General features: G+C 64.4%; 17 protein-coding genes. 9 read left to right on the top strand and 8 right to left on the bottom strand.

Going from position 1 to position 24,077, the window contains the following annotated elements:
- On the top strand, positions 1–777 hold a 777-nt coding region (locus GTP90_RS20810; RefSeq protein WP_161085328.1), incomplete at its 5' end, for a chromate transporter.
- 41 nt (positions 778–818) lie between these two features.
- Here the strand turns inward: GTP90_RS20810 and GTP90_RS20805 are convergent.
- From GTP90_RS20805 to cspE, 3 genes are all read right to left on the bottom strand, one after another.
- On the bottom strand, positions 819–998 hold the full coding sequence (locus GTP90_RS20805) for a hypothetical protein (protein ID WP_161085327.1): 180 nt from the start codon (positions 996–998) through the stop codon (positions 819–821).
- An 82-nt stretch (positions 999–1,080) separates the two neighbouring features.
- The gene (locus tag GTP90_RS20800) at positions 1,081–1,485 is read right to left on the bottom strand and encodes a glutaredoxin family protein (protein ID WP_161085326.1); all 405 of its coding nucleotides are present in this window, start codon (positions 1,483–1,485) and stop codon (positions 1,081–1,083) included.
- A 202-nt stretch (positions 1,486–1,687) separates the two neighbouring features.
- Positions 1,688–1,891: a transcription antiterminator/RNA stability regulator CspE gene (cspE, locus tag GTP90_RS20795; RefSeq protein ID WP_008446468.1), complete on the bottom strand. Its 204-nt coding sequence runs from the start codon at positions 1,889–1,891 to the stop codon at positions 1,688–1,690.
- A 324-nt stretch (positions 1,892–2,215) separates the two neighbouring features.
- On the opposite strand from cspE, the gene clpS reads away from it, so the two are divergent.
- From clpS to GTP90_RS20770, 5 genes are all read left to right on the top strand, one after another.
- The gene (clpS, locus tag GTP90_RS20790) at positions 2,216–2,518 is read left to right on the top strand and encodes an ATP-dependent Clp protease adapter ClpS (protein ID WP_090315375.1); all 303 of its coding nucleotides are present in this window, start codon (positions 2,216–2,218) and stop codon (positions 2,516–2,518) included.
- Positions 2,515–4,821, top strand: coding sequence for an ATP-dependent Clp protease ATP-binding subunit ClpA (clpA, locus tag GTP90_RS20785; protein WP_161085325.1), 2,307 nt, complete (start codon positions 2,515–2,517; stop codon positions 4,819–4,821). Before clpS ends, clpA begins: the two co-directional genes overlap by 4 nt.
- A 163-nt stretch (positions 4,822–4,984) precedes the next feature.
- The gene (locus GTP90_RS20780) at positions 4,985–8,317 is read left to right on the top strand and encodes a S41 family peptidase (RefSeq protein ID WP_254451968.1); all 3,333 of its coding nucleotides are present in this window, start codon (positions 4,985–4,987) and stop codon (positions 8,315–8,317) included.
- Between the two features lie 102 nt (positions 8,318–8,419).
- Positions 8,420–11,713 (top strand): S41 family peptidase, encoded by a 3,294-nt coding sequence (locus GTP90_RS20775; RefSeq protein WP_161085324.1) that lies wholly within the window; start codon positions 8,420–8,422, stop codon positions 11,711–11,713.
- 133 nt (positions 11,714–11,846) lie between these two features.
- Positions 11,847–14,291: an ABC transporter permease gene (locus tag GTP90_RS20770; RefSeq protein WP_161085323.1), complete on the top strand. Its 2,445-nt coding sequence runs from the start codon at positions 11,847–11,849 to the stop codon at positions 14,289–14,291.
- On the opposite strand, the gene GTP90_RS20765 is transcribed toward GTP90_RS20770, so the two are convergent.
- From GTP90_RS20765 to prpR, 5 genes are all read right to left on the bottom strand, one after another.
- Positions 14,288–15,016, bottom strand: a complete 729-nt coding sequence (locus GTP90_RS20765) for a LytR/AlgR family response regulator transcription factor (protein ID WP_161085322.1) — start codon at positions 15,014–15,016, stop codon at positions 14,288–14,290. The genes GTP90_RS20770 and GTP90_RS20765 overlap by 4 nt on opposite strands.
- On the bottom strand, positions 15,016–16,056 hold the full coding sequence (locus GTP90_RS20760) for a sensor histidine kinase (RefSeq protein ID WP_161085321.1): 1,041 nt from the start codon (positions 16,054–16,056) through the stop codon (positions 15,016–15,018). The genes GTP90_RS20765 and GTP90_RS20760 overlap by 1 nt, the downstream gene beginning before the upstream one ends.
- A 7-nt stretch (positions 16,057–16,063) precedes the next feature.
- Positions 16,064–16,942: an alpha/beta fold hydrolase gene (locus tag GTP90_RS20755; protein WP_161085320.1), complete on the bottom strand. Its 879-nt coding sequence runs from the start codon at positions 16,940–16,942 to the stop codon at positions 16,064–16,066.
- Between the two features lie 106 nt (positions 16,943–17,048).
- Positions 17,049–17,504 carry a DUF6328 family protein gene (locus GTP90_RS20750; protein ID WP_161085319.1) on the bottom strand — a complete coding sequence of 152 codons (456 nt, stop codon included), beginning with the start codon at positions 17,502–17,504 and terminating at the stop codon, positions 17,049–17,051.
- Positions 17,505–17,555: 51 nt separating this feature from the next.
- Positions 17,556–19,271 carry a propionate catabolism operon regulatory protein PrpR gene (gene prpR / locus GTP90_RS20745; protein WP_161085318.1) on the bottom strand — a complete coding sequence of 572 codons (1,716 nt, stop codon included), beginning with the start codon at positions 19,269–19,271 and terminating at the stop codon, positions 17,556–17,558.
- A gap of 153 nt (positions 19,272–19,424) precedes the next feature.
- Between prpR and prpB the strand changes: the two genes are divergently transcribed.
- From prpB to acnD, 3 genes are read left to right on the top strand one after another with little or no spacing between them, the layout of a single operon-like run.
- Positions 19,425–20,312, top strand: coding sequence for a methylisocitrate lyase (gene prpB, locus GTP90_RS20740; protein WP_161085317.1), 888 nt, complete (start codon positions 19,425–19,427; stop codon positions 20,310–20,312).
- 21 nt (positions 20,313–20,333) lie between these two features.
- Complete coding sequence (gene prpC / locus GTP90_RS20735; protein WP_161085316.1) at positions 20,334–21,479, top strand: bifunctional 2-methylcitrate synthase/citrate synthase; 1,146 nt, start codon at positions 20,334–20,336, stop codon at positions 21,477–21,479.
- Complete coding sequence (acnD, locus tag GTP90_RS20730; RefSeq protein ID WP_161085315.1) at positions 21,479–24,076, top strand: Fe/S-dependent 2-methylisocitrate dehydratase AcnD; 2,598 nt, start codon at positions 21,479–21,481, stop codon at positions 24,074–24,076. Before prpC ends, acnD begins: the two co-directional genes overlap by 1 nt.
- The last annotated feature ends 1 nt before the right edge of the window (position 24,077 follow it).

Raw genomic sequence — 24,077 nt, 5'->3', positions numbered from 1 at the left:
GCCGGCGGCGGCCACGGCGCGGCCCAGGCCTCGTATGGCGCGGCCGTGATCGACGACGACACGGCGCCGCCGCCGCATGCGCAGTTCCGCTGGAGCTGGCTGGCGCTGGTGGCCGGCTGCGGCGCGTTGCTGTGGCTGGCGCCGATGGCGCTGTTGCTGGCCACGGTGGGCTGGCAGCACACCTACACGCAGATGGCCTGGTTCTTCACCAAGGCCGCCATGCTGACCTTCGGCGGCGCCTACGCGGTGCTGCCCTACGTCTACCAGGGCGCGGTGGCGAATTACGGCTGGCTGAGCGCGACGCAGATGATGGACGGCCTGGCGCTGGGCGAAACCACGCCCGGCCCGCTGATCATGGTGGTGGCGTTTGTCGGCTTTGTGGGCGGTTATGGACAGGCGCCATTCGGCGCGGCGCTGCTGCCGCTGGCGGGCGCGGTGGCGGCGGTGCTGGTGACGTGGTTCACCTTCCTGCCGTCGTTCGTGTTCATCCTGGCCGGCGGTCCGCTGGTCGAAGCCACGCGCGACGACATCAGCTTCACCGCGCCGCTGACCGGCATCACGGCGGCGGTGGTCGGCGTGATCTTGAACCTGGCGCTGTTCTTTGCCTACCACGTGCTGTGGCCGGCGGGATTCGGCGGCGCGCCAGACTGGGGGGCGGCGTTGATCGGCGTGGGAGCGGCGGTGGCCTTGCTGCGCTACCGGCAAAAGGTGCCGCGCGTGATCGCCGCGTGCGCGGTGGCGGGCTTGCTGTTTAAACTGCTGGTGCCGGCATTGTGATTGACGGGCGGCGCCGCTGGCGCTCGCCCGTCAACACAGGCTTAGCCGCCGCAGGCGTCTTCGCAGGCGGTGAGCTCTTCGTTGCACTGGTCGGCAGGCTGGCCAGACTTCATGCACGCCTTATATTCGACGACGCAGTAATGGATGCAGCTGGCCATGGCCGGGGCTGAAGCTGCGCCGATACCGATTGCAAACAAAAACAGTTTCAGTTTCTTATTCATGTAGCTCTCTCCCAAGTGGCTGGACGTGGATGATGCCTGCAACCGTGCTGTCCACACACACGGTCCCCGAATCGGATGCCGCTCAGCCGCCGGCCGGCTTGAGTTGCTGGAGCGCGGCCTCGATGGCCGGCACCTTGTAACCGGTGATGCGGCGGTTGCCGATCAGGATCACCGGCACGGCGGTCTCGCCGAAGCTCTGGTAGTCCCGCTGGCCCTTGCCGCCCTGGCTGATGTCGATATCGGCGTAGGGGATGTGGTGCTCGCTCAGGTAGGCGCGCGTCTGGGCGCAGTAGGGGCAGGTCTTGGTGCCGTACACTGCCACCCTGGTGGCGGCGTCGGGATAGTAGGCCTGGTAGTTGCCTTCGACGTAGGACGGCGCCAGCCATTGCGGCACCCTGGAGGCCACGCGGCCCACACCCAGGCCCAGCGCGAGGATCGCAACGTAGACCAGGCCGGTCTTGATCTTGTTGATGTGCATGCTATTCATATGGCCCTTTGTAAGAGACAGAAGCACATGCCGGATAGGCATTATTGTCTTAGCGCATAAGATTATGCATTCTTCAATTATGCCGATTCTATTGAATTGTCACGCGGCGGCGCGGGTGTAGGAGTTCTGCAACACTTGCTGGAAGGTAGGGACGAAAAAAAACCCCGCAGGGCGAGGTTTTTCACATCTGTTGCTTAAAGAATTAAGCGGACTGGATGTTGGAAGCTTGCTTGCCTTTAGGGCCTTGCGTGACTTCGAATTGAACTTTTTGACCTTCTTTGAGGGTCTTGAAACCGTTCATGTTGATTGCGGAGAAGTGAGCGAACAAATCCTCGCCGCCGTCATCTGGAGTGATGAAGCCAAAACCTTTGGAATCATTGAACCACTTAACTGTACCTGTTGCCATAAAAAGAACTTTCAAAATTAAAACGGATCACACGAGCCATAAAAGCAAGAAGCTTCTTGCCCCCTCCTCACGCCTCACTTCTTATCACCTTGTACATTTCTGCACGCAGTCGATAACGCATTGTTAGCGGACCAAATTCTAAAGTCAAGCAGATTTGTATGCATTTTGCTACTTTTAACCTAATTGGCGAAAAAGCAACTCTTGATTTTGGCTAATGGGTCGCCATCTGCGTCAAGTTCAGAAAACGCGTAAGATGGAAAACAATTGGATGGGCAGTGTGAAATGCCCATTGCATCAACCCCGAAAGCATTAGAATATAAGCGTATGGCAACCAAGCATGACACCGAAACCCTCTTGGAGCGGCAAGCGCTGAAGCCGCCACCTTTGTACCAGGTGGCGTTGCTCAATGATGACTACACCCCGATGGAATTCGTGGTGGCCATCATCCAGGAGTATTTCAACAAAGACCGTGAAACGGCCACGCAGATAATGCTCAGTGTTCATCGCTACGGCAAAGGAGTGTGCGGCGTGTTCTCAAAAGATATAGCCTGTACCAAAGTGGAGTTCGTTTTAACGCATGCACGCAAGGCGGGGCATCCCCTGCAATGTGTGATGGAGGAAGTATGATTGCGCAGGAATTAGAAGTAAGTTTGCACATGGCGTTTGTCGAAGCTCGGCAGGCACGGCACGAATTCATCACGGTGGAGCACTTGCTGCTGGCCCTGCTTGACAATCCTTCGGCCGCCGAAGTGTTGCGCGCTTGCGCCGTCAACATTGAAGACCTGCGCAAAACCTTGACCAACTTCATCGGCGACAACACGCCGACCGTGCCTGGCACGGGCGAAGTGGACACCCAGCCTACGCTCGGCTTCCAACGCGTGATCCAGCGCGCCATCATGCACGTGCAGTCGGCGTCCAATGGCAAGAAGGAAGTCACCGGCGCCAACGTGCTGGTGGCCATCTTCGGCGAGAAGGACTCGCACGCGGTCTACTACCTGCACCAGCAGGGCGTCACGCGCCTGGACGTGGTCAACTTCATTTCGCACGGCGTGCGCAAGGACCAGCAGTCCGATGCCGCCAAGGCCTCGGAAGGCGTGGAAGAGGGCGCCCCGGGCGGCGAAGGCCAGACCAAGGAAAGCCCGCTCGACCAGTTCACGCAAAACCTGAACAAGGCCGCCGCCGAGGGCAAGATCGATCCGCTGATCGGCCGCGAAGATGAGGTCGACCGCGTGATCCAGATCCTGTGCCGCCGCCGCAAGAACAATCCGCTGCTGGTAGGCGAAGCCGGCGTGGGCAAGACCGCCATCGCCGAGGGCCTGGCCTACCGCATCACCCAGAACGACGTGCCGGAAATCCTGCAGAACGCCATCGTCTACTCGCTGGACATGGGCGCGCTGCTGGCCGGCACCAAGTACCGCGGCGATTTCGAGCAGCGCCTGAAGGCCGTGCTGAAACAGCTCAAGGACAATCCGAACGGCATCCTGTTCATCGACGAGATCCACACCATCATCGGTGCCGGCTCGGCCTCGGGCGGCACGCTGGACGCGTCCAACCTGCTCAAGCCAGCCCTGGCCAACGGCCAGCTGAAATGCGTCGGCGCGACCACCTACACCGAGTTCCGCGGCGTGTTTGAAAAAGACCACGCCCTGAGCCGCCGCTTCCAGAAAGTGGACGTCAACGAGCCGACCGTCGAGCAAACCGTGCAGATCCTGCGCGGCCTGAAGTCGCGCTTCGAGGAACACCACGGCGTGAAGTACTCGTCGTCGGCGCTGTCGACTGCAGCCGAGCTGGCGGCCCGCTTCATCAACGACCGCCACCTGCCGGACAAGGCCATCGACGTCATCGACGAAGCCGGTGCAGCCCAGCGCATCCTGCCGAAGTCGAAGCAGAAGAAAACCATCGGCAAGACCGAGATCGAGGACATCATCGCCAAGATCGCGCGCATCCCGCCGCAGACCGTCAACCAGGACGACCGCAGCAAGCTGCAGACCATCGACCGCGACCTGCGCAACGTGGTGTTCGGCCAGGATCCGGCAATCGAAGCGCTGGCCTCGGCGATCAAGATGGCGCGCGCCGGCCTGGGCAAGACCGACAAGCCGATCGGCTCCTTCCTGTTCTCCGGTCCGACCGGCGTCGGCAAGACCGAGGTGGCCAAGCAGCTGGCCTTCATCCTCGGTATCGAGCTGATCCGCTTCGACATGTCCGAGTACATGGAGCGTCACGCCGTGTCGCGCCTGATCGGCGCGCCGCCGGGCTACGTTGGTTTCGACCAGGGCGGCCTGCTGACCGAAGCCATCACCAAGAAACCGCACGCGGTGCTGCTGCTGGACGAGATTGAAAAAGCCCACCCGGACATTTTCAACATCCTGCTGCAGGTGATGGACCACGGCACGCTGACCGACAACAACGGACGCAAGGCCGACTTCCGCAACGTGATCATCATCATGACCACCAACGCGGGCGCCGAGAGCTTGCAGAAGACCTCGATCGGCTTCACCAATTCCAAGCAGGCAGGCGACGAGATGGCCGACATCAAGCGCATGTTCACGCCGGAGTTCCGCAACCGTATCGACGCCACCATCAGCTTCCGTGCGCTGGACGAGGAAATCATCCTGCGCGTGGTCGACAAGTTCCTGATGCAGCTGGAAGAGCAGCTGCACGAGAAGAAAGTCGAAGCGGTGTTCAGCGAGAAGCTGCGCAAGTTCCTGGCGAAGAAGGGCTTCGATCCGCTGATGGGCGCGCGGCCGATGGCGCGCCTGATCCAGGACATGATCCGCAAGGCGCTGGCCGACGAGCTGTTGTTCGGCCGCCTGGTCACCGGTGGCCGCGTGACGGTCGACCTGGACGACAAGGACCAGGTCAAGCTGGAATTCCCGGAACCGCCGGACGCCGCGCCGACGCTCCCGCCGGAGACCGTCGAAGTCGAATAAGCCGCCCAGGCTCGACAAGAAACCCGCCCACGCAAGTGGAGCGGGTTTTTTTTATGCCCGTTGCCATATCGCAAAAAGCATACGGGGTGAAATAAACGTTATTCCGTTTGCACAAAGCTGTGCCAGAATTGTCGTTCCATTTGACAAACATTGAAACTGTCCCATGACCCTGTCCCGCCCGCTCTCCCTGATGTTCATGTCCGCCGGCCTGCTGTCCGGCACCGCCTCCGCCGCTGACGCCTATTACCGCTATCCCGCCATCCGTGGCGAAACCGTGGTCTTCACCGCCGAGGGCGACCTGTGGAAGACCGGCCTGCACGGCGGCGCCGCGCAGCGCCTGACCACCCACCCGGCGGCCGAGACCAACGCCGCCATCTCGCACGACGGCAAATGGATGGCCTTCTCGGCCTCCTACGAAGGCGGGCAGGAAGCCTACGTGATGCCGCTGGACGGCGGCCTGCCCAAGCGCATCACGTTTGAAAACAGCGCGGTGAATGTGCTGGGCTGGACCGCGCAGGGCGAGGTGCTGGTGACCACGCTCGACACCAAGGGCCCGTCGCGCAACAACGTCATCGCGGCGGTCAAGCCGGGCGACCTGCAGCGTCGCGTGTTCCCCGTGGCCGACGCCAACGACGCCGTGCTCGACGACGCCGGCAAGACGCTGTACTTCACCCGCAACGGCCTGGCACTGACCAACGACAACGTGAAGAACTACCGGGGCGGCGCGCACGCGCGGCTGTGGCGCTACGACTTGTCCGGCGGCGCGGAAGCGGTGCCGCTGCTGGCCTCCGACGCCGGCAACAACAAGCGGCCTATGTGGTGGCAGGGCCGCCTGTATTTCATCAGCGACCGCGGCGGCTCCGACAACCTGTGGTCGATGGCGCCCGACGGCAGCGATCCGCGCCAGCTGACCAACCACACCGGCTGGGATGTGCGCAACGCCGCATTGGGCGACGGCCGCATTGCCTACCAGCTGGGCGCCGACCTGCACGTGCTGGACCTGGCGGCCGCGAAGGACGAGCAGCTGGCCATCAACCTGGTCTCGGACTTCGACCAGCAGCGCGCCCGCCAGATCCGCTCGCCGCTGGACAACCTGACCAACGTCCAGATCTCCGGCAAGGATGAACGCCTGGTGCTGACCGCGCGCGGCCGCGTGAGCGTGGCCGGCACCGGCTCGCTGCGCCGGGTTGAAATCGCCGTGCCGCCTGGCGCGCGCGCCCGCGAGGCGGTCTTCAGCCACGACGACAAGTGGGTCTACGCCATCGTCGACAGCACTGGCGAAAACGAGATCTGGAAATTCGCCGCCGACGGTTCCGGCAAGGGCGAGCAGCTGACCAAGGACGGCAACAACCATCGCTGGCAGCTGTATCCATCACCGGACGGCCGCTGGCTGGCTCACACCGACAAGAAAGGCCGCCTGTGGATGCTGGACCTGGCGACCAAGGCCAACACCGTCATCGACGATGGCAGCAAGGCCGGCAACGACCGGCACGAGGACATCCAGTGGTCCGGCGACAGCAAGAACCTGGCGCTGGTACGCGCCGCCAGCATCGAGCAGCGCAACCAGATCGGCCTGTACAACCTCGAATCGAAACAGCTGGCCTTCGTCACCGGCGACCGTTACAACTCGGTCTCGCCAGCGTTTTCGCCGGATGGCAAATGGCTGTACTTCCTCTCGGCCCGCAACTTCCAATTGGCGAACGGTTCGCCGTGGGGCGACCGCAACATGGGGCCGGTGTTCGACAAGCGCACCGGCGTGTACGCGCTGGCGCTCCAGCCGGGCAACCGCTTCCCCTTCAAGCCGGACGATGAACTGAACAAGCCGGGCGACAAGCCGGCCGAGGGCGCGGCGGAAAAGGCCGTCGAGCAGGCCGCCGAGAAGGCGGTGGAAAAAGCCGTGGCCAAGGCCGTGCCGGAAAAGAAAACCGGCAAGGCGCTGCCGGCCATCGTCTACGCGGGTCTGGCGGACCGGCTGTACGAAGTGCCGCTGGCCGCCGGTAACTACCGCAACCTGGAGCTGGACGAGAAGCGCCTGTACTTCCTCGACGCCGACGGCAACGATGGCAAGGCCAATTTGAAAACGCTGGCGATCGCCGCCAACGGCCCGCAGCCGGAAGTCTTCGTCAGCGGCGTGCGCGAATACGACCTGGCCTTCGACAAGAAGCACCTGTACTACCGCACCTTCGCCGCCAGCGGCCCTGGCGACATGCTGGTGGTGGAGGCGGGTGCCAAGGTGCCGGCCGACGTCTCCAAGGCCAAGGTCAAGGTGGATGACTGGACCTTCACCTCCAACCCGCGCCTGGAGTGGACGCAGATGTTCAACGACGCCTGGCGCATGCATCGCGACTTCCTGTACGACGCCAAGATGCGCGGCGTGAACTGGACCGGCGTGCGCGCCAAGTACGCGCCGCTGGTCGAGCGCGTGACCGACCGCGCGGAACTGAACGACGTGCTGGGCATGATGATCAGCGAAGTGGGCGCGCTGCACTCGCAGATCGCGCCCGGCGACGTGCGCCGTCCAGCGCCGGAAGGCGCGCCTGCAGGACTGGGCGCGCTGCTCACGCGCAGCGCGGATGGCTACCGCGTCGACCACATCTACCGCAGCGAACCGGAGCTGCCGTCCGAACGCGGCCCGCTGCTGCAGCCGGATGTGGACGTGAAGGAGGGCGACGTCATCACCGCCGTCAACGGCAAGCCGGTGCTGGAGGCGCGCGACATCGCCGACCTGCTGCTGAACCAGGCCGACAAGCAGATGCTGCTGCAGGTGAAGCGCAAGGAAGGCGGCACACGCTCGGTCATCGTCACGCCGGTCAACATGGCCAAGCAGGCAGGCCTGCGCTACAGCGACTGGGAGCAGAGCCGTGCGCGCCAGGTGGATGCCGCGTCCAAGGGCCGCATTGGCTACCTGCACCTGCGCGCCATGGGCCCGCGCGACATCGCCTCGTTCGCGCGCGACTTCTACGCCAACGTCAATCGCGAAGGCCTGATCATCGACGTGCGCCGCAACAACGGCGGCAATATCGACAGCTGGGTGATCGAAAAGCTGCTGCGCAAAGCCTGGGCCTTCTGGTCGTCGCCGGGCGCGCTGCCGGCGCCGAACATGCAGAACACCTTCCGTGGGCATCTGGTGGTGCTGGTCGATGAATATACCTATTCGGACGGCGAGACTTTCGCGGCCGGCATCAAGGCGCTGGGACTGGCGCCGCTGGTGGGCAAGCGCACGGCGGGCGCCGGCGTCTGGCTCAGCGATAACAACCGCCTGAGCGACAACGGCATGGCGCGCGTCGCCGAGAACGGCCAGTTCAACACCGCCGATGGCCAATGGCTGATCGAAGGCGTGGGCGTATCGCCGGACGTGGAGGTGGACAACCTGCCGCACGCCACGTACCAAGGCCAGGACCGCCAGCTGGAGGTGGCGCTGGAGCTGTTGGACAAGAAGCTGAAGGAGCAGCCGGTCAAGCCCTACCAGCCGCAAGCCATCCCCGCACTGAAATAGCCCCGGTCATTCCCGCGCACGCGGGAATCCATGCTGAGTCAATGAACACGCTGCCTATGGATTCCCGCCTGCGCGGGAATGACGGGCGGCTGAGGAGACGAAATGAAGCACATAATATCCGTCGCCGCCGCGCTGCTGACGATCAGCCACGGCGCGCTGGCGCTGCCCAGCACCACCGACACGCGCATGCTGACCGAGCCCGCGCTGTCGGCGCAGCACCTGGCCTTCATCTACTCGGGTGACGTGTGGCTGGCGAACCGCGACGGCTCGTCGCCGCGACGGCTGACCTCCGATCCGGGCGAGAAATCCAACCCGGTGTTTTCGCCCGACGGCAAATCGATCGCCTACAGCGCGCAGGTCGACGGCAATATCGACGTCTACCTGCTGCCGGTTGAAGGCGGAGTACCGAAGCGCCTGACCTACCACCCCGGCGCGGACGTGGTGCAAAGCTTCACGCCGGACGGCAAGGCGGTGATGTTCACATCCCCGCGCGCGGCGTTCAACAACCGCTATCGCAAGCTGTTCACAGTGCCGGTGCCTGGCGGCGTGGAGACCGAACTGGAAGTGCCGAACGCCGCCCGCGCCGGCTGGTCGCCGGACGGCAAGCAGATCGTCTACAACCCGTTCTCGCCGGCCTTCATGCAGTGGAAGCACTATCGCGGCGGCACCAACTCCATCCTGTGGCTGTTCAACCGCGCCGACAAATCGGTGCAGCAGATTCCGCAGCCCGCCACGCATTCGAACGACGTCGATCCGGTTTGGGTTGGCGACACCGTCTACTTCCGCTCCGACCGCGACGGCGAATTCAATCTCTACGCCTACGACACCAGGAGCAAAGCCGTGCGCGCGTTGACCCAGCATACCGACTTCCCGGTGCTGAACATCGCCGCCGGCGGTGGCGGCATCGTCTACGAGCAGGCGGGCTACCTGCACGCGCTGGACCTGGCCAGCGGACAGTCGCGCAAGCTCACCATCGGCGTGAACAGCGACCTGGGAGCCTCGCGCCCGCGCTGGGTCAGCGGCGCCAAGTACATCCGCAATGCATCGATCTCGCCGTCCGGCGCGCGCGTGGCGTACGAGTTCCGTGGCGAGATCGTCACCATCCCCGCGGATAAAGGCGATGTGCGCAACCTGACCCATACGCCGGCCGCGCACGAGCGCTCGCCGGCATGGTCGCCGGATGGCCGCTCCGTCGCCTACTTCTCGGACGAATCGGGCGAATACGCGCTGCACATCCGCGCGCAGGACGGCAAGGGTGAACCGCGCAAGTTCAAGCTCACCGGCGCTGGCTTCTACGACAACCCGGTCTGGTCGCCGGACAGCAAAAAGATCGCCTACACCGACAACGCCTGGACGCTGTATGTGATGGACGTCGCCACCGGCACGATCAAGAAGATCGCCAGCGAGCCGCTGTACGGCGTGAACAAGACGCTGCGCGCCGCATGGGCGCCGGACTCGCGCTGGATCGCCTACGCGCTCAATTCGATGACCTACACCCGCAGCGCCTACATCTACTCGCTGGAGCAGAACAAATCGTGGCCGGTGACGGACGGCTTGTCCGACGTTGTCGATCCGGTGTTCGACAAGAGCGGCAAGTACCTGTACTTTTTCGCCTCGACCAACGCGGGGCCCAGCAACAACTGGTTCTCGCAGCAGAACGAAGACAACCGCGTCACGCGCACCATCTGGATGGCGGTGCTGCGGCGCGACCTGCCGTCGCCTCTGATCAAGGAGAGCGACGAAGAGAAGAGCGCGGCTCCTCCCGCGCCGGCGGCCGCGAAGGAAGCGGCCAAGCCGGAAGCGCCCAAGGTCGATCCGAAGACGGGCCGCGACGATCCGAAAGTGGCGGTCGCGCCGGTGGCGCCGATCTCGATCGACTTCGACGGCATCGAAACGCGCATCGTCGACCTGCCGGTGCCGGCCGCCGCGCTGTCCGAACTGGGGACGGGTGAGGCAGGGCAGATCTTCTTCCTGCGCGAGAACGACGGCAAGAAAGCCATCCAGCGCTTCGACCTGAAAGACCGCAAGGCCGAAACGCTGCTGGCCGAAGCCGACGATTATGAAGTCTCCTCCGACGGCAAGAAGATCCTGTACCGCCTGAAGGAAGCCTGGGCCATGGGCAGCGCCACCGCCAAGGCGCTGACGCCGGGCGAAGGCAAGATCAAGGTCGAAGCGATCGAGGTCCACGCCGAGCCGCGTGCCGAGTGGCCGCAGATCTTCAACGAAGCCTGGCGCATCAACCGCGACTTCTTCTACGACCCCGGCATGCACGGCGCCGACTGGAACAAGATGCGGGCCAAATACGCGCAGTTTCTGCCCGAGCTGTCCAGCCGTGGCGACCTGAATCGCGTGATCCAGTGGCTGTGCAGCGAGATCGGCGTCGGCCACCATCGCGGTGGCGGCGGCGATTTCTTCAACGACGCCAAGCCGGTGCCGGGCGGCCTGCTGGGCGCGGACTATGAAGTCAGCGACGGCCACTATCGCTTCAAGAAAGTCTACGGTGGCTTGAACTGGAACCCGGCGCTGCGGGCGCCGTTGACCGAGCCTGGCCTGAACGTCAAGGCCGGCGAGTACCTGCTGGCGGTGGACGGCCGTCCGCTGCTGGCGCCGACGAACCTGTACAGCGCCTTTGAAAACACCGCAAATAAGGCTATCGACATCACCGTCGGCCCGAACGCGGACGGCAGCAAATCGCGCACCATCACCGTGGTGCCGGTGGCGACAGAGGACGCGTTGCGCAACCGCGACTGGATCGAAGGGAATATCCGCAAGGTGAACGCCGCCACCGGCGGCAAGGTCGCGTATGTGTATGTGCCCAACACCGCCACGCTGGGCCACACCTACTTCAAGCGCTACTTCTTCCCGCAGGCCGACAAGGACGCTGTCATCATCGACGAGCGCTTCAACGGCGGCGGCAGCGTGGCCGATTACTACCTGGAGATTTTGCAGAAGAAGGAAATCGCCTGGTGGACCATGCGCTACGGCGCCGACATGAAGACCCCGTCGGCCTCGATCCAGGGACCGCGCGCGATGCTGATCGACGAGACGGCGGGTTCGGGCGGCGACCTGCTGCCGTGGATGTTCCGCAAAAATCAAATGGGCCCATTGATCGGCAAGCGCACATGGGGTGGGCTGGTTGGCATTCTCGGCTTCCCCGTGCTGATGGACGGCGGCGGCATCACCGCGCCCAACCTGGCGTTCTGGACCCGCGACGGCGGCTGGGGCGTGGAGAACGAAGGCGTCGCGCCCGACATCGAAGTCGACCAGAATCCGGCCGACGTGATCGCCGGCCGCGACCCGCAATTGGAAAAGGCGATTGAAGTCATCAAGGCCGAACTGGCGAAGAACCCGCCGGTACGGCCGGTGCATCCCGCCTTCCCGATCAAGGTGAAGTAAGTGTTCGGAAGTGAACGTTATAGCTGTTCACTTCCGGACACCGGCCCCGCACAAGCAGCCGCCGGGGCGCACAAACAACCGTGGCATGGATGTTGCAAACGCCAGAGGTTTTCCATACACGGATTTTCGATCCATGAAGCTAAGAGACTTTCGCATCGGCTGGCGCGCGCTGATACAGGAACCGGCCTACACGCTGGCGGTGGTGCTTGGGCTGGGCGTGGGCCTGGCCGCGTGCCTGCTGCTGCTTGGCTTTGTGCGTTACTCGATGGAGTACGACGCGCACCTGCCGGACGTGGACAGGATCTACGTCGCCAAGCAGCATTTCAATATCGATCCCGCGTCGCCGCTGCACGAAGTGGTGCCGATGCTGCTGCGCGAGCCCGCGCTGAAGATGCCGGGCGTTACCGGCGCCGCGCTCTTTATTCCGGCGCGGCCGGAGATCACGCCGCTCACGGTACGCATCAACCGCGACATGTTCGCGGTGCGCGGCCTGACGGTGATGCCCGGCTTTACCGAAATGCTGGGAATGCGGGCAGTGCAGGGCGACCTGGCCGGCGCGCTGGACAAGCCTGACCGCTTTGTCGTCACCGAGGCCGGCGCGCTTCGCCTGTTCGGCACGACCAATGCGCTGGGCCGCACGATGCTGGCGGAAGGGAATGCGGTGCAAGTCGGCGCCGTGGTGCCGACGCCGCCGGCCAACACGACGATTCCGTTTGAGGTGATCTTCGGCGTCAATTCGGTGGTGGCGGGGCCGGACATACGGCACGAGATGCTGACCGGCGAACATGGCTGGATGGGCAAGATGCTGATACGCGTGCAGCCCGGTGCATCGCTGCCTGCCATCATCGACCGCTTGCAGAAAGTGGTGGATGCCGCCCCGAGCCTGCATCAGTACCCACCGGAGACCCGCGCGCGCCTCGGCACGCGCAAGGCGATCGAGCTGACCATGTCGCCGCTGCGCGACGCCTACTTCGACTACAAGATGCAGAACAGTTTCATATCGATGCCGGGCGACCGCGCCAATCCGGTGCTGGTGGCTGGCCTGGCGGCGCTTGCGTTGCTGATCCTGCTCATGGCTGCGATTAACTACGTCAACCTGAGCATGGTGCGCGTGCTGCGTCGCCAGCGCGAGGTGGCGATGCGCAAGGTGCTGGGCGCCGGCGTCGGGCAGATCATGCTGCTGTTCCTGTTCGAATCGCTGCTGGTGGCGATGACGGCCGCCGCGCTTGGATTGATGCTGGCGTGGCTGGCGCTGCCGGTCTTTTCGCAGCTGGTCAACCGACAGCTGGACGGCTTGTTCACGTTGCAGAATATTGTCGCGGCGTTTGGCATAGGCGGCTTGCTGGGTGTGCTGACGGCGATCTACCCGGCATGGGTGGCGCTGCGCGTGCATCCGACGCAGGTGCTGGCCGGTCGTCCCGATACGGAGTCCCGGGGCAGCATGCAATGGCGGCGCGCGCTGACGGTGCTGCAGGTGTCGGTGGCGATGGGCTTTGCCGCCGTGACCATCGCGGTGGCGTGGCAGACCCACTACGCGATGCACGTCTCGCCAGGCTTCGATCCTGGGCCGTTCGTCATCGTCGATATGCCCGAGCGGGTGAGGGACAGCGAAAAGGCGCGGCGCTTCTATTCGACCCTGGCGGCGCAGCCGGGCGTGGCCGGCGTGGCGATATCGGAGGATCCGGTAGGACGGCTCGATTGGGTTTGGTCCCGGGAGTTGAAGCGTCCTGGCGGCCAAGGGGCGACGATGGAGATGAAGTCGGTCAGCGCGAATTTCTTCGAACTGTATGGCATAGCCCCATTGGCCGGCCGCCTGTTCCAGGCCGCGTGGGACAAGGAGGACGACCGCGTGCCGGTGGTGCTGAACGCGGCAGCCGTGCGTGAGCTGGGTTTCGCCAGCGACGAAGCGGCGATTGGCCAGACGGTGCTGTTCACGGGGTTCGACAACAAGGTGATTTCAAAGCGCATCGTCGGCATCGCCCCCGATCTGCGATTCCATTCGCTGCACGATGCGCCGCGCGCGACCGCCTACGAACTGTGGACGGCGGGGACGGTGCTGAGCGTGCGCGCCGCAAGCGATCCGGCGGCGGTGGAGCGCAGCGTGCAAGCCTTGTGGCCAAGCTTTTTCCCGGATGCGATTCCCAAGGTGGTGCGCGCCGGCGACGTCCTGGCGCGCAATTATGCCGACGATGCCCGACTGGCCAAGCTGATGTCCGTCGCCACCGGTATCGCCCTGGCGATCGCCGCCTTCGGCACCTACGTGCTGTCGGCGAACACGGTGCAGCGGCGTGCCAGGGAGATCGTGCTGCGCAAGCTGCACGGCGCGCGCGGCGCTGACATCGGCGTGCTGGTGGTGCGTGAAATCGGCGCGCTGGTGCTGGCTGCGGCGGTGATAGCGTCACCGCTGGCGGTGGCCGCCATCCGCCGCTATCTCGCTGGCTACGTCGAACACGCGCCGATAGGGTATTGGACGCTGCTGATTGCGCTGTCGCTGACGCTGGCCATTGCCCTCATCGCCATCGCCCGCCACACCTGGATCGCCATGCGCATGGCGCCCGCCGAGGCGTTGCGCACTTAGAGGCTGGCCAGGCTTTTGAACTGGGCGGCGCGGCGGCGGGAGACTTCCACTTCGAGGTCGTCGCGCAGCAGCAGATCGAGGCCGCCGGCGTCGTTCGGCGTGACCTGGTCGACGTAGTCCAGGTTGACGATGTGGCGGCGGCTGGCGCGGAAGAAGCGTTGCGGGTCCAGCCGCTCTTCCAGCTGGTTCAGGGAACGCAGCATCAGCGGCTTGTGCTGGTCGAAATAGACGCGCGTGTAGTTGCCGTCCGATTCGAACAGCCGCACATCCTGCAAACCGACGAACCAGCATCGCTCGCCGTCCTTGATGAACAGCTTCTTGGCCGCCATCGGCGCCACAGCCGGCACGCCGGCCGCCGCATACGCCAGCGCGCGCCCATGGCGCAGCGAACAGCGCTGCAGTGCCGCCGCCATGCGCGCCGCCTGGATCGGCTTTTGCAGATAGTCCAGCGCATTGACCTCGAACGCCTGCAGCGCGTACTGGTCGAACGCCGTCGTGAAGATCACCTCGGGCGCCTCGTCCAGCGCGGCCAGCATATCGAAGCCGCTACCGCCCGGCATCTGCACATCGAGGAACACCAGGTCCGGTTTGAGGGCGGCGATCTGCTGGATGCCGTCGGCCGCGTTGGCGGCCTCGCCGACGATTTCCACCTCAGGATGCGCCGCCAGCAAACGGCGCAGTTCCGCGCGCGCCAGGCGCTCGTCGTCGATCAATATTGCGCGCATCAAGCGGCCTCCGGTAAAGTCATCGTGGCGCGCACCCAACCACTGTTTTCAGTCAGATCCAGGCTGGCATTCGAACCCAATGCCAGCGCCAGGCGTTTACGGGTGTTCACCAAGCCCACCTTGGTGGAATTGGCAAACGGCAGAATCGCGCCAAGGTTGGCGATTTCGATGTGGATCTTGCCGTCGTCCATGCGCTGCGCGCGGATGCGGATCTCGCTGCCGGTGGGGCTGGCCTCGACGCCGTACTTGACGGCGTTCTCCACCAGGGTCTGCAAAGCCATGGGCGGAATTCGCACCTGCTCAAGACCCAGGTCGATTTCCACGCGGACCCGCATGCGTTCCTCGAAACGGATTTTTTCAATCGCCAGATAGGCTTGCACGGCTTCGATCTCCGCCGCCAGCGGCACCGTATCGTGCTGGCCCGATTGCAGCGCATAGCGCATCACGCTTGCCAGCTGGTCGATCATCAGCGCGGCCGAATCCCTGTTCTCATAAATCAGCGCACGCACGCTGTTCATGCTGTTGAAGAAAAAATGCGGATTGACCTGCGCCTGCAGGGCGCGCAGTTCGGCGTCCTTGGCGCTGATCTCCAGCCGCAGCGCCTCCTGTTCCAGGCGATTGGCGCGGCGCAGCGACTGCACCGCCATGTAGAACGTGTTCCACACCAAATAGACGCCCCACCAGAACATCAGCGCGCCCGGCACCCAGGCCACGCCGTGCACTTCGCCGAAAGGCTTGATGACCAGGTAGCCGACCGTCTGCACGGCGGTATGAATGGTCCCTAATACCAGGATGGCGGCCATCATTGCTTTCCAGCTGGCGCGCACGCCGTTCTGGATCTGGCGCTTGAGCAGCCGGTGCCAGGTGTCCGAGATCACCAGGCCGGTCACCACGCCCCACATGGAGATGCCCAGCATGCGGGGCGTGTGGCTGTCGACCGGCGTCATGGCGATCAGCAGCACCGGCAGGAACAGCCAACCCGCCAACTGGAACAACCAGTACCAGTTCAGGCGCGCGATGAGTGGACGGTCGTCGGTCATGATGGAATCACTTCAAAAAGTTATCGATGCGATCATACATCCAAGCCGGATCGTCGTACATGATGAAATGGCGGGCGTTGTCGGCAAGCTCCACTTTGACGTTGGGCAGTTGCTGGTACTGGCTCTTGTACATCTGCTCGAACATCGGCTTGCTGCCATAATCCTTGTAGGCGATCCAGGAGCCCAGCACCAGCGTGGGCGCCTTGATGCGGCTAACCTCCGGGCGCATATCCTCGCTCATCATCTCGACCATCGCGTTGGTGACGGTGGCGGGGTCGGATTGCTTGCCCCAGGCAGCGGCGCGGTCGATGTCTTCCTGCTTGGTGATCATGGAATGCAGGGTCTTCATCTGGTTGGCGCGTTTGGCTTCCGCGTCCATGGACTCCATGCGGGTCCGCAGGCCGGCCGCCATTTCCTTCATCTGCGCGCCGGTAATGCTGGGCATCTGGACCGCGGCCAGCGCCGGCAAGGTGTCGACGATGACCAGGCGGCCCACCTGGTCTGGATGGTCGGCGGCCAGCTTCATGCCGACGAAACCGCCCAGGCTATGGCCGATGATGATGGGGTGGTCGAATTTATTGGCGGCGATGTAGTCGCTCAGTTGCTGTTCCACGGCCGGCAGCAGCGGGCCTTCGATGGCGGGCACGCCGGCAAATCCAGCCAGGGTGACGACGTGGCACTGGCGGCTGCCGCAGTAGTGGGCGACGGTGCCGTCCCACACTTCGCCGGACGATGCCAGGCCGGGGATCAGGATCACGGGCGCACCTTGGCCGGTGACTTGCACCTTGAAGGCGGGATGCGAAGGCGCGGCGGAAGCGCCGGCGGAGTAGGCCAGCGCCAGGCTGGCGGCAATGGTGGCGATACGTTTGATGAACGAGCGTGGCATGCTGACCTCCGTTGTTGTGATTAAGTGAGGCCATGCTATCGAACCGCCATCGCGCCGGCGACGGCTACTGGATGAGCGGTTTTTTGAAAGGATGAACGGTATCCGCCTAGCGCCGTCTGCGGCGCTCACGCAGCGGCAGGATGAACCAGAGCGTCAGCAGCAGTGCCAGCGACACCGCGGCGGCCGCAGTGCCTGCCACCACCGAGCCGGAGACCACATGGCAGACCACGAACATGTCCAGCGCCAGCCCCACCGCCAGTGGGAACAGCGCGGCGCAGATCATGCGCGAAGAGAGTTTGACGATCGATTCCGACACGCGCTGAGGCGACACGATGCGGTGCCAGGCGGCCGGCGTCATGATGAGGGCGATGGCGATGACCACCGTCGCCAACGCCAGCAGGTGCACGGTCTGCACGGCGGCGGGCAGGTCGTCGAAGCGCTGGTTGAAGACGGCGATGGTCTGGAAACCGAACAGCGCCTGTATGCCGGGCAGCACCATGCGCGCCTCTTCGATGATGTTGCGCAGTTGTTCCTTCAGCGAGTTGGGTTCCGGCGGCGTCATGCCGGAATTCTAGCGCTGGACACCTGGCGCCGGCGCACGGCTAGGCAGGCGCTATTCGCCGGCCTCGGCGCGCAGCTTGCGCCAGAGTGTGGTGCGGCTGATGCCGAGATAGTCGGCGGCCGCGTCACGCCGGCCGCCAAAGCGGGCCAGCACGTCCGTCGCGCTTTCGGCGGACCGGCGGGCAGCCGGTAGGGTGTGCGGCTGCGCGCCGGCGGCGGAATCGGAGGCGAAACCGGAGGCGGAACCGAAGGCGTCGCCGATGGCGGGACCGGCTGTGGAACCGGCGGCTAACGGCGGGGCCGCGCGCCTGCCCAGTTCCGGCGCCACGCTGAGGACGAAGGCGGGCGTCAACGCCTGCAGCGGCTCGGCGGCGAGGAACAGCGCCAGGCGCTCGGTCAGGTTGCGCAATTCGCGCACATTGCCCGGCCAGTCGTAATGCTGCAGCAGCGGCGCGCAGGCCGCCATCTCCGCATGCAGGTTGGGATGCGGCCGCGCGCCCAGTGACGCCAGCGCATTCTTGAGCGACAATTCGGCCAACGTCATCACGTCCTCCAGCCGCGCGCGCAGCGGCGGTATCGTCAGGCGCAGCACCGCCAGCCGGTAGAACAGGTCGGCGCGGAAGCGGCCCTCGCGCACGCGCTGTTCCAGGTCGCAGTGCGTGGCGCTGATGATGCGCACGTTGACCGCGATTGGCCGCGTGCCGCCCACGCGCACCACCTCGCGTTCCTCCAGCACGCGCAGCAAACGGGTTTGCAGCGTCAACGGCATCTCGCCTATCTCGTCGAGGAACAGCGTGCCGCGGTTGGCTGCCTCGAACAGGCCCGCATGACCGCCGCGCCGCGCACCGGTGAAAGCGCCTTCCTCGTGGCCGAATAACTCCGATTCCAGCAGCGACTCCGCGATCGCGCCGCAATTGACCGCGACGAAGGGGCGGTTCTGGCCCAGCGTGCGTGGGCTCTCGCGGTGGATGGCCTGCGCCACCAGCTCCTTGCCGCAGCCGGTTTCCGCCTGTATCAGCACTGTGGCTGGGGATTTCGCATACAGCACCACCGACTGGCGCAGCGCCTCCATCGCGGCGGAGTCGCCACGCAGGTCGTTGATGCCATGCTTGGCGCGCAGCGTGTCCGCCACCACCGCGCCGCGCGTGCGGCCGCGGTTCGATTCGAGCTGCGTCAGCCGCGCCATTTCCAGCGCGTCGTCGAAGGCGTGGCGGATCGAGGCGGCGGAGTAGACGAATACGCCGGTCAGCCCCGCTTCCTCGGCCAGGTCGGTAATCAGGCCGGCGCCGACGATGGCCTTGATGCCGGCCGCCTTCAGGTCGTTGATCTGCGCACGCGCGTCCTCCTCGGTGGCGTAGGTGCGCTGCTCGACGTCGAAGCCGAAGGTATTGGCGAATTCGGCCAGCTCCGGCAAGCGGTCCTGATAGGTGACGATGCCGATGCGGTCCGACACGCGGCGTGCCCGCGCCAATGCCTGCATCACATCGAAGCCGCTGAATTTGGCGATCACCACCGGCACCGACAACCGGCCCTTCAAATACGCGGCATTGGAGCCGGCGGCGATGACGGCGTCGCAACGCTCGGTGGCCATGCGCTCGCGGATGTGGCGCGCCGCCTCGTCGAAGCCCAGGTTGATCGGTTCGATCGTAGCCAGGTCGTCGTATTCCAGCGTGATGTCGCGGAACAGGTCGTACAGGCGCGAGACGGAAACCGTCCAGATCACCGGTTTGTCGTTGGCGTCGAAGGGCAGGGGCGTGGAATGGCGCATGTTTCAATTGTAGTTCATCTGTTTCGATGTTTCAAATTGAAACATCGCTGTAACATCATTATTTCGTAAGTCGTTGATTTATATGGTGTGTCTGTCTGGCACGCCGCTTGCAGAGCATAGCCCAACTTCACTGCAACATTGAAAGGTCAGAACATGAGTCAATACTCCGCAGGCGCCGCGTTCCGCAAAGCCGTCCAGGAAGAATCCCCATTGCAGGTGGTCGGCGCGATCAACGCCAACCACGCCCTGCTTGCCAAACGCGCCGGTTTCAAGGCGATCTACCTGTCGGGTGGCGGCGTGGCGGCTGGTTCGCTCGGCCTGCCGGACCTGGGCATCTCCAATCTGGACGACGTCCTGACCGACGTGCGCCGCATCACCGACGTGTGCGACGTGCCGCTGCTGGTCGACGTCGACACCGGCTTCGGCGCCTCCGCCTTCAACGTGGCGCGCACCGTCAAGTCGATGATCAAGTTCGGCGCCGCCGCCATGCACATCGAAGACCAGGTCGGCGCCAAGCGCTGCGGCCACCGTCCGGGCAAGGAGATCGTCACCAAGCAGGAGATGGTCGACCGCATCGCCGCCGCCGTCGATGCGCGCACCGATGAGAATTTCGTCATCATGGCCCGCACCGATGCGCTGGCCGTCGAAGGCCTGGACGCCGCCATCGAGCGCGCCGTCGCCTGCGTCGAAGCCGGCGCGGACATGATCTTCCCGGAGGCGATGATCAGCCTCGATATGTACAAAAAATTCGCGGCCGCCGTCAAAGTGCCGGTGCTGGCCAACATCACCGAATTCGGCTCGACGCCATTGTTCACCGTGGACGAATTGCGCGGCGCCGACGTGGGCCTGGTGCTGTATCCGCTGTCCGCCTTCCGCGCGATGAACAAGGCCGCGGAAAACGTCTACGGCGCGATCCGCCGCGACGGCACCCAGCAGAACGTGGTCGACACCATGCAAACCCGCGCCGAACTGTATGAACGCATCAACTACCACAGCTTCGAGCAGAAGCTGGATGCACTGTTCGCCGCGCAGAAAAAATAATCGATTCGAGGAGACCCTGAAATGACCGAAGCTACCTTCAAACCAAAAAAATCCGTCGCCCTGTCCGGCGTCACCGCAGGTAACACCGCACTGTGCTCCGTCGGCAAAACCGGCAACGACCTGCACTACCGCGGCTACGACATCCTCGACGTCGCCAACACCTGCGAGTTCGAAGAAATCGCCTACCTGCTGGTCCACGGCAAACTGCCGACCAGCGCCGAACTGAAAGGCTACAAAGCCAAACTGCGCTCGCTGCGCGGCCTGCCGCAATCGCTGAAAGCCGCGCTGGAAGCACTGCCCGCATCGGCCCACCCGATGGACGTGATGCGCACCGGCGTCTCGGTGCTCGGCTGCACGCTGCCGGAAAAGGACGACCACAATGTGCCGGGCGCGCGCGACATCGCCGACCGCCTGATGGCTTCCTTCGGCTCGATGCTGCTGTACTGGTACCACTTCAGCCACAACGGCAAGCGCATCGACGTGGAAACCGACGACGACTCCATCGGCGGCCACTTCCTGCACCTGCTGCACGGCGAGAAGCCTTCCGACAGCTGGGTGCAGGCGATGCACACCTCGCTGATCCTGTACGCGGAACACGAGTTCAACGCCTCCACCTTCACCAGCCGCGTGATCGCCGGCACGGGTTCGGACATCCACTCCGCCATCACCGGCGCGATCGGCGCGCTGCGCGGCCCCAAGCACGGCGGCGCCAACGAATTCGCCTTCGAGATCCAGAAGCGTTACGAAAACGCCGACGAAGCCGAAGCGGACATCCGCAACCGCGTCGCCAACAAGGAAGTGGTGATCGGCTTTGGCCATCCGGTGTACACCATCTCCGATCCGCGCAACGTCGTCATCAAGGAAGTGGCGCGCAATCTGTCGCAGGAAGCCGGCTCGATGAAGATGTTCGACATCGCCGAGCGCCTGGAGACCGTCATGTGGGACATCAAGAAGATGTTCCCGAACCTGGACTGGTTCTCGGCCGTGTCGTACCACATGATGGGCGTGCCGACCGCGATGTTCACGCCGCTGTTCGTCATCTCGCGCACGTCCGGCTGGGCCGCGCACATCATCGAACAGCGCATCGACAACAAGATCATTCGTCCAAGCGCGAACTACGTCGGTCCTGAAGACCTGAAATTCGTGCCAATCAAGGACCGCAAATAATGAACACCCAATTCCGCAAATCCCTGCCGGGCACCAAGCTCGATTACTTCGACGCGCGCGCCGCGGTCGACGCGATCCAGCCGGGCGCCTGGGCCAAGCTGCCATACACCTCGCGTGTGCTGGCCGAGAACCTGGTGCGCCGCTGCGATCCTGCGACGCTCAACGCCTCGCTGTCGCAACTGATCGAGCGCAAGCGCGACCTGGACTTCCCATGGTTCCCCGCGCGCGTGGTCTGCCACGACATCCTCGGCCAGACCGCGCTGGTCGACCTGGCCGGCCTGCGCGACGCCATCGCGCTGCAAGGCGGCGATCCCGCGCTGGTCAACCCGGTGGTGCCGACCCAACTGGTGGTCGACCACTCGCTGGCCGTCGAATGCGGCGGCTTCGACCCCGACGCCTTCGACAAGAACCGCGCCATCGAAGACCGCCGCAACGAGGACCGCTTCGATTTCATCAACTGGACCAAGAAGGCGTTCAAGAACGTCGACGTGATCCCGCCGGGTAACGGCATCCTGCACCAGATCAACCTGGAGCGCATGTCGCCGGTGATCCAGGCGGTGGACGGCGTGGCCTTCCCGGACACGCTGGTCGGCACCGATTCGCACACGCCGATGGTCGATGCGCTGGGCGTGATCGCCATCGGCGTCGGCGGCCTGGAAGCGGAGAGCGTGATGCTGGGCCGCGCATCGTGGATGCGCCTGCCGGACATCATCGGCGTCGAACTGACGGGCAAGCCGCAGCCCGGCGTCACCGCCACCGACACCGTTCTGGCGCTGACCGAATTCCTGCGCAAGCAGAAGGTCGTATCGTCCTACCTGGAGTTCTTCGGCGAGGGCGCATCGCACCTGACGCTGGGCGACCGCGCGACCATCTCCAACATGGCGCCGGAATACGGCTCCACCGCCGCGATGTTCTACATCGACGAGCAGACCATCAAGTACCTCAAGCTGACCGGCCGCGATGATGAACTGGTCAAGCTGGTGGAAACCTACGCCAAAGAGACCGGCCTGTGGGGCGAAGCCCTGAAGACCGCCGAGTACGAGCGCGTGCTGAAGTTCGACCTGTCGTCGGTGGTGCGTACCATCGCCGGTCCGTCGAACCCGCACAACCGCGTGCCGACCTCCGAGCTGGCCGCGCGCGGCATCAGCGGCGTGGTGGAGAACGAGCCAGGCCTGATGCCGGATGGCGCGGTGATCATCGCCGCCATCACCAGCTGCACCAACACCAATAACCCGCGCAACATGATCGCTGCCGGCCTGCTGGCCCGCAACGCCAACGCGCGCGGCCTGACCCGCAAGCCATGGGTGAAAAGCTCGCTGGCGCCCGGCTCCAAGACTGTGACGCTGTACCTGGAGGAAGCAGGCCTGATGCCTGAGCTGGAGCAGTTGGGCTTCGGCGTGGTGGCGTATGCCTGCACCACCTGCAACGGCATGTCCGGCGCGCTTGATCCGGTGATCCAGAAGGAAGTCATCGACCGCGACCTGTACGCCACCGCCGTATTGTCGGGTAACCGCAATTTCGACGGCCGCATCCACCCCTACGCCAAGCAGGCATTCCTGGCATCGCCCCCGCTGGTGGTGGCCTACGCCATCGCCGGCACGATCCGCTTCGACATCGAGAAGGATGTCCTGGGCATCGACGCCAACGGCCACCCGGTCACGCTGAAGGACATCTGGCCGACCGACGAAGAAATCGACGCGCTGGTCGCGTCCAGCGTCAAGCCGGCGCAGTACAACAAGGTCTACATCCCGATGTTCGCCAAGCAGGAAGACGACGGCGTGAAAGTGAAGCCGCTGTACGACTGGCGTCCGCAGACCACGTACATCCGTCGTCCGCCGTACTGGGAAGGCGCATTGGCCGGCGCGCGTCCGCTGAAAGGCATGCTGCCGCTGGCGCTCCTGGGCGATAACATCACCACTGATCACCTGTCGCCATCGAACGCGATCATGTTGAACAGTGCGGCCGGCGAGTACCTGGCCAAAATGGGCCTGCCGGAAGAGGACTTCAACTCCTACGCCACCCATCGCGGCGACCACCTGACCGCGCAACGCGCCACCTTCGCCAATCCGACGCTGAAGAACGAAATGGTGCGCGATGCCGACGGCAAGGTCAAAGCCGGTTCGCTGGCCCGCGTGGAGCCGGAAGGCAAAGTCACCCGCATGTGGGAGGCCATCGAGACCTACATGGAACGCAAGCAGCCGCTGATCGTGATCGCCGGCGCCGATTACGGCCAAGGCTCGTCACGCGACTGGGCGGCCAAGGGCGTGCGGCTGGCGGGCGTGGAGGCCATCGTGGCCGAAGGCTTCGAGCGCATCCACCGCACCAACCTGGTCGGCATGGGCGTGCTGCCGCTGGAGTTCCAGCCTGGCGTGAACCGTTTGACGCTGGGACTGGACGGCACCGAAAGCTACGACGTGATCGGCGAGCGCACGCCGCGTTCGACGCTGACGCTGGTGGTCAACCGCCGCAACGGCGAGCGCGTCGAAGTGCCGGTGATCTGCCGCCTCGATACGGCGGAAGAGGTGTCGATCTACGAAGCGGGCGGCGTGCTGCAGCGCTTCGCCCAGGACTTCCTTGAATCCGCGAAGGCTGCATGAT

This window comes from Duganella vulcania, assembly GCF_009857655.1.
Lineage (GTDB): Bacteria > Pseudomonadota > Gammaproteobacteria > Burkholderiales > Burkholderiaceae_D > Rugamonas > Rugamonas vulcania.
Note: the sequence above shows the minus strand (reverse complement) of the source record. Positions and strands in the feature narration are given on the sequence as shown.

Bases quoted from the DNA above. Each gene is read 5' to 3' on its own strand.
- GTP90_RS20800 (WP_161085326.1), bottom strand. From the start codon at position 1,485: ATGAATAGCATGCACATCAACAAGATCAAGACCGGCCTGGTCTACGTT.
- GTP90_RS20780 (WP_254451968.1), top strand. From the start codon at position 4,985: ATGACCCTGTCCCGCCCGCTCTCCCTGATGTTCATGTCCGCCGGCCTG.
- prpC (WP_161085316.1), top strand. From the start codon at position 20,334: ATGACCGAAGCTACCTTCAAACCAAAAAAATCCGTCGCCCTGTCCGGC.
- prpB (WP_161085317.1), top strand. From the start codon at position 19,425: ATGAGTCAATACTCCGCAGGCGCCGCGTTCCGCAAAGCCGTCCAGGAA.
- cspE (WP_008446468.1), bottom strand. From the start codon at position 1,891: ATGGCAACAGGTACAGTTAAGTGGTTCAATGATTCCAAAGGTTTTGGC.
- GTP90_RS20805 (WP_161085327.1), bottom strand. From the start codon at position 998: ATGAATAAGAAACTGAAACTGTTTTTGTTTGCAATCGGTATCGGCGCA.
- acnD (WP_161085315.1), top strand. From the start codon at position 21,479: ATGAACACCCAATTCCGCAAATCCCTGCCGGGCACCAAGCTCGATTAC.
- clpA (WP_161085325.1), top strand. From the start codon at position 2,515: ATGATTGCGCAGGAATTAGAAGTAAGTTTGCACATGGCGTTTGTCGAA.
- GTP90_RS20765 (WP_161085322.1), bottom strand. From the start codon at position 15,016: ATGCGCGCAATATTGATCGACGACGAGCGCCTGGCGCGCGCGGAACTG.
- prpR (WP_161085318.1), bottom strand. From the start codon at position 19,271: ATGCGCCATTCCACGCCCCTGCCCTTCGACGCCAACGACAAACCGGTG.
- clpS (WP_090315375.1), top strand. From the start codon at position 2,216: ATGGCAACCAAGCATGACACCGAAACCCTCTTGGAGCGGCAAGCGCTG.
- GTP90_RS20760 (WP_161085321.1), bottom strand. From the start codon at position 16,056: ATGACCGACGACCGTCCACTCATCGCGCGCCTGAACTGGTACTGGTTG.
- GTP90_RS20775 (WP_161085324.1), top strand. From the start codon at position 8,420: ATGAAGCACATAATATCCGTCGCCGCCGCGCTGCTGACGATCAGCCAC.
- GTP90_RS20755 (WP_161085320.1), bottom strand. From the start codon at position 16,942: ATGCCACGCTCGTTCATCAAACGTATCGCCACCATTGCCGCCAGCCTG.
- GTP90_RS20770 (WP_161085323.1), top strand. From the start codon at position 11,847: ATGAAGCTAAGAGACTTTCGCATCGGCTGGCGCGCGCTGATACAGGAA.
- GTP90_RS20750 (WP_161085319.1), bottom strand. From the start codon at position 17,504: ATGACGCCGCCGGAACCCAACTCGCTGAAGGAACAACTGCGCAACATC.